Raw genomic sequence first — 14,320 nt, 5'->3', positions numbered from 1 at the left:
TAGTAATAGGGTCATTGTAGAGGGAAATGAGGTAAGAGGCAAATAAAAAGGTTGATGGGGTCTAAACGTAAAAGTGACCCATCAAAGATGGGCCACTCATAATCTAACCGAAGTTAGGATTGATTAGAAAGAAACTTTTACGGAAGGCGAAATGGTCATGACGGAGGTTGCAACAGTATAATCACCATCAAGAGCATAGGTCACGCCGCCCATTTTGTAACTTGCACCAGCACCAATAACGGTTTTGATGTCTGAAAGGTCATTAAGGGTCAACTTGGCATACATACCAACGTTTTCAATGCCACTGTAAGAAGCCTTGGCAATGAGGTTGCTTGTTCCATCAAAGAGCTGGTACTCAGTATAGGCTGCAATGTCTTCATAGGAAGCCTTGAGGCCAGCGAGCATGTAATTCTTTTCCTGACCAAGGAAGTATGTATCAATGGCAGAAGCGGAAAGACCGAAATCAAGACCAGCAAGAGCTGCTACATCGACAGCAACGGAACCACCAAAGGCGCCATCAGCATCAATTGTTGAAGCCCACTTGTTCTCTGCATAGTTAGTATAAGCAACAGCAGCACTTACGCCATCAACAGGAGTAGTCTTAGCACTAATCTGGAAAGGATTATTGGTTGAATCTGTAGGATCAAAAGAAAGGCTTGCAGTTACCATGGAACCATAACCAACTACAGCTTCTGTGGAATAAGAACCCTTCTGTCGAACTCTGTATCCCTTGTCACCAACAGTTCCGTTGGGGTCGGTATATACATGGAGACCACTTACAGTACCCTTGTTTCCAATAGAGAGAGCAAGAGTTAGATCCCCCATGTCGGTCCCCTGAGCTGCAAGAGCCTTGTCGAGATAGATTGTCAATGTTCCAGTGTTAGTTGCATCGTCGTCAAACGAGAGAGGACCATCAGCAACCGCAAGTTTCCAGAAATCTCCAGTGAGTGCAAGGCCATCGATGTCGAACTCTGTTGCATCAAGAGCTGCAATAGCGTTTGGGTTAGTCGTGATCGTGTACCCAGCTTTGAAAGAACCTGTCAATGTGACAGGAGCAGCAACGATAGTTGCAGCAACCATAAGAACCAGTGCCAGAGTCAATACAAACTTTTTCTTCATGACGTAAATCTCCATTTTTTTGCGTGAGAGTTTATTTGTAACATCAGTATGTCGATGCACTTTGTGAGTAGAATGGAAGGCAGGTGTAGGGATTGTGGAATTGTGTGAGGGAATTGTGTGGTTTTAGGTAGTAAGGTGTTGAAATTTTGTGTGTTTGTGTTATTTATAGCCATAAATTTACTTTGTGTGGTTGGCGAGAAGGTTACAAAGACAATATCACTTAAATTGTCAATAATATTGCAGTACATAACCGATTCTATTACCATATAAGTATGATATACCTTTTAGCATCGGACATCCACGGCAGCGCATATTACATGCATAAACTTATGGAAGCCTTTAATCTAAGCGGAGCCTCCAGGCTAATCCTCCTGGGAGACCTTCTGTACCACGGACCAAGAAACAACCTTCCTAGAGAGTATAACCCCAAAGAAACATATTCGCTACTAAATAGTTTAAAAGAATCAATTATTTGCGTGAGAGGAAATTGCGACTCAGAAGTTGACCAGATGGTACTTGAATTCCCCATCCTGGCCGACTATGCTCCCCTCTTCCTTGAAGAACTGGGGGGAAGGATGATCTACCTGACCCATGGTCATTTGCAAAAACCACCATTGAAGAAGGGAGACATTCTGGTAAGTGGACATACCCACATACCAGTCGCGGAAGAACAGGATGGGGTGTTTTTCGTCAACCCAGGTTCGGTATCCATCCCCAAAGGCGAATATCCCCCTACCTATTGTCTGTATGAGGGGGGGACCTTCACCATACGGGACTTCTCAGGCAACACACATATGACCCTTTCTGTTTGATTTTCCTTTTTTCTCTTTCTTCTTTCGGTTCTTGTTTTTTTGTTATTTCTGTTTTGCAGGAGCAACACTAGGCCTGACCACCGTGCTATGCCCTGCAAACCGGTAACCGTAACCACGGACCGTCTCGATCCACTGCGAGCCCAGAGGTCCCATCTTTGCCCGCATGTTCTTCACATGGGTGTCGACAATGCGGTCATAGCTCTCAAAACTGTAGTCAAAGCAGTGCTCAAGGATCTGTGACCTGGTAATGAGGATACCGCTGTTGCTAACCAGGTAGCTCATGATCCTCCACTCAGCAGCAGTCAGCGCTATCTGCTGCCCATCGACAGAGAACAGGTGGGAAACCTCATCCAACTGCATGAACGAGTTGCCCAGTGTCCAGGAGGAACCACTACGGAAGGCTGAGGCGCTCATGTCGATGCGCCTGAACATGGCATGCACACGAAGCACAAGCTCCTTGCTCGAGAAAGGCTTGCACACATAATCATCGGCACCCAGCTCGAAACCCAGTATCCTGTCACTCTCGGCAACCCTGGCAGTGACGAATATCACGGGAAAGGAGTAGGTCTGCTTCAGCTTCTTGATGAAGGTGAAGCCATCACCATCGGTGAGGACTACATCCAGCAACAGAAGGTCTGGGATCTGCCGTGCAATGGCAACCTGCAAGGTGTGCAGATCCTCAAAGGCCTGCACCTCATAGCCGGAAAGCTCAAAATACTGCTTGATCCCTTCTCGGTCTTCGGAATTGCTGTCTGATACATAGATGAGTTTCAAAATGATTTTCCTCCCCAATAGTAGGGAATAGTAGAGTAGACCATCCATTATACCCATACGGTGAAGAATATGTCAAACATATAGAGTAAAATCGTATATTCCCTCTTTTTCCACACACAGTTCATACACAACCTTCAAATACCGTGAAGAAGAGCCTTATTGCAAACCATAAACGATGTAGGTACACTAAGTGGGTGAAACGAACCTACCCTACCTTAGTAGTAGATATGCTCATACTGCTTTTCAGCATTGCTGTCCTGGCTCTCATAGCCTCCGCCTCCCTCGGAGGAGGGGGTGGCTATGTAAACGTAGAAGGCCCAGAAGGCTCCTACCGCTACTCCCTGGCGATAGACAGGGAGGTGGATGTCCATGGCCCCCTGGGCGATACCCACATCATCATCGAACACGGCGAGGCAAGGATTTCCGACTCACCCTGCCCCACCAAGACCTGCGTGCAGCAAGGGGCCATATCGACATCAAGCGGCTGGATAGCATGCCTGCCCAACCAGATCCTCCTTACCATAGTCTCCTCAGGCAACGGATCAATGGAGGTCGATGATGTCGCGAACTGAACGAAAGATCGCATTTATCGCTGCTGCCACCCTGCTCTGCTCAACGCTGGAATACCTCATTCCCAAACCACTACCCTTCCTACGACTGGGCCTGGCAAACCTGCCCATCCTGCTGGTGCTGGACATATTCACCTTCAAATCCTTCTTTGTCCTTTTGTTGCTCAAATCCATAGGGCAGGGCTTTGTCAGCGGGACCCTCTTCTCCTACCTGTTCTTCATATCGCTGGCAGGGACTCTCTCCAGCGGCCTGTTGATGTATGGGGCAAAACGCCTCTTCGGAAAACGGGTCTCCCTTGTGGGGTGCAGCATCCTGGGGGCCATGGCCAGCAACCTAGCCCAGCTTGAGGTGGCTGCCCTGCTGGTGTATGGAGCCTCCATCTGGGTGGCAGCCCCCCTCATGCTGGCCCTGGGCCTGGCAAGCAGCATCGTCCTTGGCTTCATGGCAGAAACCTACAAGAACAAGGGCAAGCTCATAGGCCAGCTCAAGGATGACAGCCTGGAATTGGAACTGCCTCTGCTCTCAGAACGCGAGCACAACGGCAAGGTCGCCCTCGCCGCACTGCTCGCCATTGCCGCCATCCTCATCGTGGACAAGCTCTCCTACCTTGCCGTGATCACAGCCTTGATGTACCTCCTGCAGACCCTCGCCAAGAGGAGGATCCGCATCGTCCCCCCCCTGATGCTCCTTCTTTCCATGCTGGCCCTCAGCCTGTTTGAACCCTTTGGAAAGGTGCTTTTGTCCTTCGGCTCCATAGCCTTCACCCAGGGAGCCGTCCAGATAGCCCTGGTAAAGGCCCTGAGGCTCATCAGCCTATTGGCTGCAAGCCAGTGCATCAGCGCAAGCAACCCCAGGCTCAGTGGAAAGAATGTTGCCTACATCCCCCTTACCCTGGGGTACTTCACCCTGCTGTCAACCTCGTTCAAGGGTTCGAAAGGGTCCCTTATCGAGCGGACCGACCAAGCCCTGCTGAGGACAGCTGGGGGAACCTTCGATGGGGCCTCAACAACCGTGCACGTTTCCAAACGAATTTCCACCACACTTTTTGTGGCTGTTGTTGTGGCTGTACTAACAATAGCTATTATCAGTAAAATACCATTTTAATATCTTGATATTCATATATCATTACTATCTTTTCATATTATATTACAATTATTATGAAATCCTTCTCATTAATTTGTACTAATTCTTTAATTAGTACAAGCATTCCTATTTATTTTCACATTCTTTTTAATTCCTATTGACCTTAATAGATATTTATTTATACATTTAGGCCATCAAACAGTCAGGAGCAACCAGATGGCTAAAACAGAAATCATGACAGAGCCCTTTGAAGGACAACAAGAACTGCAGGCTCTCATCGAACGGGTCCGCCGTGCCCAGGTCAAATTCTCCACCTACTCCCAGGAGCAGGTAGACACCATATTCCGTGCAGCTGCGATCGCAGCCAACGACGAACGAATCACCTTGGCTCAGGCTGCGGTGGAAGAGACAGGCATGGGCATTGTCGAGGACAAGGTCATCAAGAACCACTTCTCGGCCGAATACATCTTCAACAAGTACAAGGACGACAAGACCTGCGGCATCATAGAGAGCGACAAGGCCTTCGGCATCCAGAAGATTGCAGAGCCCAAGGGTGTCATCTGCGGCATCATCCCGACCACCAACCCAACCAGCACAGCCATATTCAAGAGCCTCATCAGCCTCAAGACAAGAAATGCCATCATCTTCAGCCCACACCCGAGGGCCAAGAAATGTACCTGTGAAGCTGCCAGGATCATCCTTGAGGCAGCAGTGAAGGCAGGTGCCCCGGAGGACATCATCGGCTGGATAGCTGAGCCTTCCCTTGCCAAGACCGACTACCTCATGAAGAACCCCCTGGTAAACCTCATCCTCGCCACCGGCGGCCCCTCCATGGTCAGGAGCGCATACTCCTCAGGCATCCCGGCCATCGGGGTAGGACCTGGCAACACCCCTGCCCTCCTGGACAAGAGTGCAGACATCAAGATGGCCGTCAGCTCCGTGCTGATGTCCAAGACCTTCGACAACGGCGTCGTCTGTGCTTCCGAGCAGTCGATCATCTGCCACAAGGATATCTACGACCAGGTCAAGGCGGAGTTCGCCTCCCGCGGTGCATACTTCCTTACCGCTGAGGAGGAGGACAAGCTGCGCCAGGTTATCCTCGACCCCAAGAGGAACACCGTAAATGCCGCCATCGTCGGCCAGAGTGCGGAGAAGGTTGCCCAGATAGCGGGCTTCACCGTCCCCAAGCACACCAAGGTCCTCATCGGAGAGGTAACTTCGGTAGACCCATCCGAGCCCTTTGCCCATGAGAAGCTCAGCCCCATCCTTGCCATGTACAGGTGTGACAATTTCGGTGAAGGTACCGACATGGCTGCCAAGCTTGTTGCCCTCGGGGGGTTTGGACATACCAGCGTCCTCTACATCGATGAAGAGGAAAGGGAGAAGGCCAATGCCTTCAGCAGGACAGTGAAGACAAGCCGCGTGCTCATCAACATGCCAGCCAGCCAGGGGGCCATCGGGGACATCTACAACTTCCGCCTTGAGCCCTCCCTCACCCTGGGTTGCGGCTCGTGGGGCAACAATTCCATCAGCGAGAACGTAGGGCCCAAGCACCTGCTCAACATCAAGACCGAAGCTGCCAGGAGGGAAAACATGCTCTGGTTCAAACTGCCACCAAAGACCTATTTCAAATACGGATGCCTCCCCCTCGCCCTTGGCGAGCTGAAGGGCAAGAAGCGTGCCTTCATCGTCACCGACTCCTACCTCTTCACCAGTGGCATGGCCGACAAGGTTACCTCCATCCTTGATGACCTGGGCATCGAGAACGAATGTTTCCACCAGGTAAAGCCCGACCCGACCCTGGGGACCATCACCGAGGGGATGCAGGCCATCAACGCCTTCAAGCCCGATGTGCTCATCGGCCTGGGCGGAGGCTCTCCCATGGATGCGGCAAAGATCATGTGGCTGCTCTACGAGCATCCGGAGGTGAAGTTCGAGGGCCTCGCTCTTCGCTTCATGGACATCCAGAAGCGCATCTACTCTTTCCCCGACATGGGCAAGAAGGCAGACCTGGTCTGCATTCCCACCACCAGCGGTACCGGTAGTGAAGTTACCCCCTTTGCCATCATCACCGACGAGAAGACCGGCATGAAGTGGGCAATTGCCGACTATGCCCTGACCCCGACGATGGCAATCGTCGACAGCGAGCTTGCCATGGGACAGCCCAAGGGCCTTACCGCCAGCTGTGGCATAGACGTGTTGACCCATGCCCTGGAAGCACTGGCCTCCAGCATGTCGACCGACTACACCAATGGCCTGAGCCTGGAGGCAGCCAGGGTAATCTTCAAGTACCTTCCTGTAGCCTACAGGGATGGCAACGACAAGAAAGCCCGAGAAAAGGTGCACAATGCCTCGACCATTGCCGGCATGGCCTTTTCCAACGCCTTCCTTGGCCTCTGCCACTCGATGGCCCACAAGCTGGGCTCTGCCTTCCATGTTCCCCATGGAATGGCCAACGCCCTGCTCTTGTGCAACATCATCAGGTACAACGCCACGGACAACCCGACCAAGCAGGCAGCCTTCCCCCAGTATGAGTACCCCTCTGCCATCAGCAGGTACGCCAGGGCGGCCGACTACATCGCCATGGCCCTGAACGACCAGGAGAACACCCCGTACATCACCATCTCCCCCTCCGCTACGCAGATGGAGAAGGTGGAGGCCCTGCTCTCCGGAATCGAGAAGCTGAAGGCCGAGCTGAACATCCCCTCCTCCATCAAGGAGTGGGGAGTGGACGAGAACGAGTTCCTCGATGCAGTGGACAAGCTCTCCGTGAAGGCCTTCGATGACCAGTGTACCGGAACCAACCCCCGTTACCCGCTCATCAGCGAGATCAAGCAGCTCTACCTGGATAGCTTCTATGGAAGGGCCTGGAAAGAAGACTGAGTACTAGAGACAAACACCTGACTAAGCTCGGGTATGTCGAGAGGGATGTCCTGAAAAGGGCATCCCTCATCGTATGCTACGGCTTATGCTATCTTTTCTCTCGTCTTGTTCTTACCGATAACATATCATATATATTACTTTATCTTTGATTAATGGTATAAAAAATCATATATGATATGTTATATTGTGTTTTCACTACGCATACACTATACTATCCTCACAGGGAAGGAGGATCAGATGAAACTTCAGGAACTTCTCACCGATGAAGCAGTGCTCCAGGAACTGGGATCCCGGTTGGCACGGCTACGCATAGAGAGTGAACTCACCCAGGAAGAGCTGGCAACCAGGAGTGGGGTATCTAAACCTACGATAGTTAGGCTGGAGAAAGGCATCCCCGTCCAGACAACCACACTTATCCGGGTCCTGAGGACCCTCAACCTCCTCTCCTCCCTCGATGGGGTGATCATTGCAGAATCGATCCGCCCGATGGAGACACTCCTGTTGCAAGGAAAGACCAGGCAACGGGTCAGGAAACCCAAGCAGGCCCCTGGACCCAAGCCCAACAAGCCCTTCAGATGGGGGGATGAACGATGAATACCATTGCAGAGGTAAAGCTCTGGGGCACCCGCATCGGTGCTGTCCAGCTGATCCCAGGACGGGACCTTGGGGTATTCCAGTATGACAAGGATTTCCTTGCCAGCAACATCGAGCTAGCCCCCCTCATGATGCCGTTGACCGCTACCCCCTACTCGTTTCCGGAACTGCGCAAGGAGACCTTCCATGGGCTTCCCGGCCTGTTGGCAGACAGCCTGCCCGATGCCTTCGGCAATGCGGTCATCCATGCCTGGCTGGCCCAGCAGGGCAAGGCCCAATCGGAGTTCAATGCCCTTGACAGGCTCTGCTACACAGGAACCAGGGGGATGGGTGCCCTGGAATACTATCCGCTCATGGAGGCGAACCAACCTTCCCAGGTGTTGGAAGTCAGCCACCTGGTCCAGCTTGCCTCAAAGGTGCTGGAAGCGAGAAATTCCCTCTCCGTCTTCCTGGACCAAAAAGACCTGGACCTCGACAAGCATGCGCTCAAACAGATACTGCAGGTAGGCTCCTCCGCCGGAGGGGCCAGGGCCAAGGCTGTCATCGCCTATAACCCAAAGACCCAGGAGACCCGGTCGGGCCAGGTCCCCGCCCCAAAGGGGTTTGAGTATTGGCTCCTCAAGTTTGACGGCATCACGGCAAATGGGGACAGAGACGTTTCCGACTCCAAGGGATTCACGACAATAGAATACGCCTACTCCCTCCTTGCCAAGGAGTGCAACATCACCATGACCGATTGCCGCCTTTTGTCCGAGAATGGGCGGAACCACTTCATGACGAAACGGTTCGACCGTCTGGATGATGGGCAGAAGATCCACATGCAAAGCCTTGGCGCCATGGCCCATTTTGACTACAACCTCCCTGATGCCTACAGCTACGAACAGGCGTTCCAGGTAATGGCCCGCCTCGGCCTTGACCAAGCGAGTACCGAGCAGTTCTTCAGGAGGATGGTCTTCAACATCGTCGCCAGGAACCAGGACGACCATGTGAAGAACATATCCTTCCTCATGGACCGGCAAGGAGTCTGGAGCCTGGCCCCTGCATACGACCTTACCTACAGCTACAGACCGGACAGCAAATGGGTCTCCAGACACCAGATGAGCATGCAAGGAAAGAGGGACCAGTTTACCCTTGAGGACTTCAAGGAGTGTGGAAAGCAGGTCCATCTGGTGAGGGGCCGTGCAGAAATGATCGTAAAAGAGGTATGCGAGACTATGGGCAAATGGAAGGCGATCGCTACTGAAGTGGGGGTTGAAGAGGCATTAGCTTCCTATATTGGCACCCAGTTCAGATTGTTTTAAATAGTCGCATATGAGTATATATACTGAATTTTACCATTAATACATCATATACGATTATTTATGATAATTCTTTGAGAGAAACTGATACAAGGGAGAACGGATCTGCATACCAGAAATGCACTCTCTCCCCTTTCCATCCATGGGCTTCATTCAGGTCCATATCAAAAGCAAAGAGGGTGCATGCAAAATGGGGACATATATCTTTTTGACGCTTGTTGCTGCCGAGATTATTTTCACCGCTTTCTGCATCCTCACAAGATCTGACCAACAGAGGGTACGAAGCATCCTCAGGCTTGCAGGGTTTGCTTTTTTTGTGTTGCTCTGTACCATCTCCCTCATCGAGTGGACTCTTCGGTACTATTCCCTAGCTGCCCTGCTTCTTCTACTTGCGATATTGGGTGTAACGACCCTGAAAGGCAAAAAGGTGCACAAGAGGCCCTATACGGCTACGTATATGGTTCTCAGGGCCATAGGAATGATAGTGCTGTTCTTCATCTGCAGCCTTCCGTCAATCCTGTTTCCTCAGCATGGGGCTCTGGAGCCAACAGGAGAGTTCCAGACAACCTCAGCATGCTACTCATACACCGATACAAACCGTATTGAAACCTATAGTGACAAGGCTGCATATAGGAAGTTGAACGTCGAACTGTGGTTTCCCCAACATGCTGAAGGACCCTTCCCGCTGATTCTCTTCTCCCATGGGGCGTTTGGCGTAAAGACCAGCAACCTCTCCCTTTTCAGGGAGCTTGCAAGCCATGGCTATGTTGTATGTTCGATCGACCATACCTACCAGTGTCTCTACACAACGGCGGATGATGGACATACGACCCTGATGGATATGGGGTATATGAGGGAAGTTTCGCTAGAGGATGCCTATGGTGACAGGGAGAACAGCTACAAGCTCTACCAAGAGTGGATGGACATACGTACCGCTGACATTTCGTTTGTGCTGGACCATATCCTTGCAGAGGTGAAAGACAACCAAGCCGACGGTGTCTACAAGCTTGTGGATACACAGAGGATAGGGGTCATGGGGCACTCCCTCGGAGGCTCTGCAGCTCTTGGCATCGGAAGGATGAGAGAAGATGTCAGGGCAGTCATCGCACTGGAAGCCCCGTTCCTGTGTGATATCACCGGTGTTGAGGGTGGTGAATTTGTGTTCATCAAGGCCCCATATCCGGTGCCACTGCTTAGCGTCTACTCTGACCAGGGCTGGGGTATTCTGGCTACCGCGCCCCAATATGCCGAAAACCAGGAACTGCTCGTCTCTGCCAATCCAGCGGTTTCCACTGTCCACATAGCAGGTGTCGGTCATCTGAGTTTGACAGACCTGGCACTGGAGAGCCCGCTTCTTACCCGAATGCTCAACGGGAGGAAATCGACGACCAGTAGTGTTTCCTGCCTCATGACGATCAATAGGGCCTGCCTTGCTTTTTTAGACAGCTATGTAAAGCCCTACCACAAGAGTACGGAAAACAGGAGATAGCCCAGCCATGAACCACTTCCCAAAACCTTGGGTTCAGTCAATTTGACGCCTGTACAAGAAAACACTCTTAGACTACTATGGACCCATGTTTGACTGTAAACTCATTTGTACCGATATAGATGGTACGTTGCTTGATGGCAACCACAAGATTTCCCCGGAAAACAGACGTGTTATCGCAAAAGCCTACCGGAAGGGCATTACCATTGCCCTGATAAGTGGCAGGAAAGCTTCCAGCCTGGAACTGCTGCAAGCTGAGTTGGGCATACACGGCCCCCTTGGCTGCTATAGCGGAGCCCTGGTTGTTGATGAGGGAAAAATCCTCGCCTCCCACCCCATCACCTGGAAAAACACCAAGGAGGTGCTCTCCTTTGTGGAAGGGATGGGCCTTGAATCCTTCATCTATACCGACAAGCGTTGGTATATCCAGAAGGAGAGCCCCTGGATGGCATTCGAGACCTCGGTCTCCCACACAGAGGGCAAGGTCGTGCCATTTGACGAGCTGCCGGAACACTGTACAAACAACAATGAGATTCCCTATAAGATCCTCTGCATGAGTGAGGATATCTCCCTGGTGCTGGAAGCTGAAAAACTCTTGCACAGGAAGTTCTCCCAGGCCCTCAACATCTATCGCTCGGGCCCAAGATACCTGGAGATTTCCGCAAAGGATGTCGACAAGGGCCACGCCCTTGAGGAGATCTGCAGGGCCTATGGGTATGAGACAAGCCAGGCGATGGCCATTGGGGACTACTTCAACGACCTTGGGATGCTCAAGGTGGCCGGCCACTCGGTAGCGATGGCCAATGCCCCTGACGAGGTCAAGCGCCATGCACATACGGTAACTGCATCGAATCTTGAGGACGGGCTGGCAAAGGCAATTGAGGCGATCCTATGACGGTACGGTGGGAGAATCCTCTCGCCATCTACAGGAAGCTCAACCCGCCGATCTATGTGTTGTTTGTCGCAACCATGATCAACGGGATAGGCATTTTCGTCTATCCCTTCCTGGCCCTCTACCTGACCAAGCGCCTCGGCTACTCTGCCTTGGAGGCAGGGACCTTCATGACCATAGCCTCGACCCTCTATGTCCCAGGCTCGTTCATCGGCAGCAAGCTTGCGGACATCGTTGGCAGGAAGCCTATCATGGTCATTGCCCAGCTGTTGATGGACGGCTGCTTCATACTTTGCGGATTTTGGGAAGGCAGCGCCATAGTCCCCTTCCTGATCCTCCTTGCCCTCTTCTTCGATGGTGCAGTGGACCCGGCCAGGGAAGCGCTGAAGATCGATGTAACCACGATTGAGGACCGACAGGTATCCTTTTCCCTGCTCTATCTGGGCCATAACCTGGGATATGCCTTTGGGCCGGTCATAGCAGGCTATCTCTTCTATGCAAACCCAAGGTGGCTTTTCTGGGGCAATGGCCTTGCAGGCATCCTTTCCACCCTGTTGGTGATGTGGAAGATCAAGGAGACCAAGCCGTCTAGGGAGACACTGAAAGAGAGCCTGGAGTGGAAGACTACGGAGAAGGGCGAGCAGGGGGGAATTCTCAAGGCCCTGCTTACCAGGCCAAAGCTTCTCCTCTTTGCACTCTTCCTCACCTTCTTCAGCTATGCCTACAGCCAGACCCTCTTCGCCCTACCCCTGCTAACCACAGACCTCTTTGGCATGAAAGGGGCTCCCCTCTATGGGAAGATGATGGCACTCAATGGCTTGGTGGTGGTGCTCTTTACCCCACTGTTGGTCAGCAAGCTCAGAAGGTTCCACCCTCTGGCAAACACCGTAGTGGCAGGCTTGCTCTATGCCACTGCCTTCTCCCTCTTTGCCTTTGCCACTCTGCCGGCGAGCTTTCTCCTGCTTACCGCAGTCTTTACCATGGGGGAGATCATCTCAGCGACCAACGAACACTTCTATATCGCAAACAATACCCCCATCAGCCACAGGGCACGTTTCAGTGCAATCCTTCCCATCATCATGGGCACAGGGCATGCAGTAGCCCCTCTTATTGGGGGTGCCATCATAGCATCCCACAGCATGAACCTGCTTTGGATCAGCACAGGAGTATCTGCCCTGCTTGGAAGCCTAGGGGTATTCGGTATCTACCTCTATGAGAAGAGACAACAAAGACAAGCAGGGAAACCCTAAAAGCGGTCGATTAGCCCCAAAAGCGGTCGATTAGCCCTAAAAGCGGTCGATTAACCCCAAAAGCGGTCGATTAGCCCCAAAAGCGGTCGATTAGCCCTAAAAGCGGTCGATTAACCCTAAAAGCGGTCGATTAACCCTAAAAGCGGTCGATTAACCCCAAAAGCGGTCGATTAACCCCAAAAGCGGTCGATTAGCCTTCATCAGGCACATATTTGGTGCTTCTTCCACTACCCTCTCTTCGTAATTTGCCTTCGTCCATAAGCTCCGTCAGCAATTCAACAGCCCTTGTTTTCTCAACTCCAAAACTATCGCGTACTTCTTTGTTGGTTATTTTTTGATTGGCTGCTACATATTCCACAATCCTTTCTTTGATTGTTGTTGCCTGTTCAATCACTTCCTTTTCCGATATAAGGGGAAGTTCAAGGGTGAAAATATCTCCGTCTATTACCACAGGAGAGCCCCCAGAGTATATTTTGCAATACTTCTTGATATTCCTGAATCCAGATCCAAGCTCATCAGCCAAACCCATCAACCGGAAAACTTTTCCAATCGTCGGGTTCTTGGGCTCTGGGTTGAAATCATCAATATTTATGCGGCCTATAAACGAAGGATTGGCAGCATTCTTCAAAACTACCTTGTCGGGTCCAATTGTCATGGTTGAAATAAAGGCATCACTATACTCACGATGAATCAGAAGGTTCACAACGGCTTCTTTGAACAACATATCCCTGGGAGAAACGGTTTGGGTATTTGCATCAATGAAAAACCCCTTGGGCAAATGCTTGGCAACAAAATCCATAATAACCCTGTATGCATTGACAAGATTGCACTCCAATATGAGGCGATCATCGTACCGATCCAGATTCTGTCTTCGTACCAGGCAATCAACATGGTAGTAAGGAAGGACACTACCGAGATACTCCTCTTTTCCAAACAACAACAAAGCCGCTAGAGTGAACCCCTCAACCCCTGTTTCATGATCTCGTTTGTAAAACATTGGAGACTTGAGTATCTCAAGTTCATTCTTCATTGCCCATAGATTCTTGCCATCCACATTATAGGCAAATTCCTTGGCCATCTTTATGGACGCTAGATCAAACCAATCCTCTTTTGCATGATCGACAATTCGATCTTCTGAGTTTCTGTTCGATTTCCTAGCGTACATTTTGGCTATAAGAATCTGATTGCTTGAAATATCATAATCGCCATCTTCATTCCGATCAAAGATCTTGGAGCCGTTCAGTTTATGGATACTGCTGCTTTCGGGAATATAGGCATACAGGATTACCTTTCCTTCAAACGTGAATTCTTTCAGCTGGATATACAAAGGAGGATTGATTTTTTGTGGATTGTTCAATTGGTTTGCAAACTCTCTCTTTATCCTCTGGATACTATCAATGGCAACACCCATTACTTCTCCAGTGTCCTTGATGCCAAGAAAGATATACCCTCCCAAGCGGTTTGAAAAAGAACAGACAGTGTCAAAAACTGATTGATTCAGAGCTGAGTGGGATTCCTTAAATTCAATATTTACACCCTCACCATTTTCTAAATACTTC

The 14,320-nt window shown here is 51.0% G+C and carries 12 protein-coding genes; 9 read left to right on the top strand and 3 right to left on the bottom strand.

Going from position 1 to position 14,320, the window contains the following annotated elements:
* Positions 1-123: 123 nt before the first annotated feature.
* Entirely contained in the window at positions 124-1,119 is a 996-nt protein-coding gene (locus ROJ03_RS11835; RefSeq protein WP_313727271.1) for a hypothetical protein, read from the bottom strand.
* 272 nt (positions 1,120-1,391) lie between these two features.
* Here ROJ03_RS11835 and yfcE point away from each other — a divergent pair, with 272 nt between their 5' ends.
* On the top strand, positions 1,392-1,931 hold the full coding sequence (gene yfcE, locus ROJ03_RS11830) for a phosphodiesterase (RefSeq protein ID WP_313727270.1): 540 nt from the start codon (positions 1,392-1,394) through the stop codon (positions 1,929-1,931).
* A gap of 42 nt (positions 1,932-1,973) precedes the next feature.
* Here the strand turns inward: yfcE and ROJ03_RS11825 are convergent, their stop codons facing one another.
* Positions 1,974-2,705 (bottom strand): response regulator transcription factor, encoded by a 732-nt coding sequence (locus ROJ03_RS11825; protein ID WP_313727269.1) that lies wholly within the window; start codon positions 2,703-2,705, stop codon positions 1,974-1,976.
* A gap of 194 nt (positions 2,706-2,899) precedes the next feature.
* On the opposite strand from ROJ03_RS11825, the gene ROJ03_RS11820 reads away from it, so the two are divergent.
* The 8 genes from ROJ03_RS11820 to ROJ03_RS11785 all read left to right on the top strand — a co-directional run bounded on the left by ROJ03_RS11820 (position 2,900) and on the right by ROJ03_RS11785 (position 12,761).
* The gene (locus ROJ03_RS11820; RefSeq protein ID WP_313727268.1) at positions 2,900-3,277 is read left to right on the top strand and encodes a NusG domain II-containing protein; all 378 of its coding nucleotides are present in this window, start codon (positions 2,900-2,902) and stop codon (positions 3,275-3,277) included.
* A complete protein-coding gene (locus ROJ03_RS11815; protein WP_313727267.1) occupies positions 3,264-4,379 on the top strand; it encodes a Gx transporter family protein in 1,116 nt (371 codons plus the stop codon). The genes ROJ03_RS11820 and ROJ03_RS11815 overlap by 14 nt, the downstream gene beginning before the upstream one ends.
* 195 nt (positions 4,380-4,574) lie before the next feature.
* A complete protein-coding gene (gene adhE, locus ROJ03_RS11810; RefSeq protein WP_313727266.1) occupies positions 4,575-7,241 on the top strand; it encodes a bifunctional acetaldehyde-CoA/alcohol dehydrogenase in 2,667 nt (888 codons plus the stop codon).
* Between the two features lie 237 nt (positions 7,242-7,478).
* Positions 7,479-7,835 (top strand): helix-turn-helix transcriptional regulator, encoded by a 357-nt coding sequence (locus ROJ03_RS11805; RefSeq protein ID WP_313727265.1) that lies wholly within the window; start codon positions 7,479-7,481, stop codon positions 7,833-7,835.
* Positions 7,832-9,136 (top strand): type II toxin-antitoxin system HipA family toxin, encoded by a 1,305-nt coding sequence (locus ROJ03_RS11800; protein ID WP_313727264.1) that lies wholly within the window; start codon positions 7,832-7,834, stop codon positions 9,134-9,136. Before ROJ03_RS11805 ends, ROJ03_RS11800 begins: the two co-directional genes overlap by 4 nt.
* A gap of 187 nt (positions 9,137-9,323) precedes the next feature.
* Positions 9,324-10,622 (top strand): acetylxylan esterase, encoded by a 1,299-nt coding sequence (locus tag ROJ03_RS11795; RefSeq protein ID WP_313727263.1) that lies wholly within the window; start codon positions 9,324-9,326, stop codon positions 10,620-10,622.
* Positions 10,623-10,707: 85 nt separating this feature from the next.
* Positions 10,708-11,514, top strand: a complete 807-nt coding sequence (locus ROJ03_RS11790; protein ID WP_313727262.1) for a Cof-type HAD-IIB family hydrolase — start codon at positions 10,708-10,710, stop codon at positions 11,512-11,514.
* Positions 11,511-12,761 (top strand): MFS transporter, encoded by a 1,251-nt coding sequence (locus ROJ03_RS11785; RefSeq protein WP_313727261.1) that lies wholly within the window; start codon positions 11,511-11,513, stop codon positions 12,759-12,761. The genes ROJ03_RS11790 and ROJ03_RS11785 overlap by 4 nt, the downstream gene beginning before the upstream one ends.
* A 190-nt stretch (positions 12,762-12,951) precedes the next feature.
* Here ROJ03_RS11785 and ROJ03_RS11780 read toward each other — a convergent pair.
* On the bottom strand, positions 12,952-14,320 hold a 1,369-nt coding region (locus tag ROJ03_RS11780), incomplete at its 5' end, for an RNA-binding domain-containing protein (RefSeq protein ID WP_313727260.1).

Origin of the sequence: Sphaerochaeta sp. PS (assembly GCF_032144095.1) — a bacterium.
Classification (GTDB): domain Bacteria; phylum Spirochaetota; class Spirochaetia; order Sphaerochaetales; family Sphaerochaetaceae; genus Sphaerochaeta.
Note: the sequence above shows the minus strand (reverse complement) of the source record. Positions and strands in the feature narration are given on the sequence as shown.

Coding starts and splice junctions, on each gene's coding strand:
- ROJ03_RS11835 (WP_313727271.1), bottom strand. CDS start 1,119: ATGAAGAAAAAGTTTGTATTGACTCTGGCACTGGTTCTTATGGTTGCT.
- yfcE (WP_313727270.1), top strand. CDS start 1,392: ATGATATACCTTTTAGCATCGGACATCCACGGCAGCGCATATTACATG.
- ROJ03_RS11815 (WP_313727267.1), top strand. CDS start 3,264: ATGTCGCGAACTGAACGAAAGATCGCATTTATCGCTGCTGCCACCCTG.
- adhE (WP_313727266.1), top strand. CDS start 4,575: ATGGCTAAAACAGAAATCATGACAGAGCCCTTTGAAGGACAACAAGAA.
- ROJ03_RS11805 (WP_313727265.1), top strand. CDS start 7,479: ATGAAACTTCAGGAACTTCTCACCGATGAAGCAGTGCTCCAGGAACTG.
- ROJ03_RS11800 (WP_313727264.1), top strand. CDS start 7,832: ATGAATACCATTGCAGAGGTAAAGCTCTGGGGCACCCGCATCGGTGCT.
- ROJ03_RS11795 (WP_313727263.1), top strand. CDS start 9,324: ATGGGGACATATATCTTTTTGACGCTTGTTGCTGCCGAGATTATTTTC.
- ROJ03_RS11790 (WP_313727262.1), top strand. CDS start 10,708: ATGTTTGACTGTAAACTCATTTGTACCGATATAGATGGTACGTTGCTT.
- ROJ03_RS11785 (WP_313727261.1), top strand. CDS start 11,511: ATGACGGTACGGTGGGAGAATCCTCTCGCCATCTACAGGAAGCTCAAC.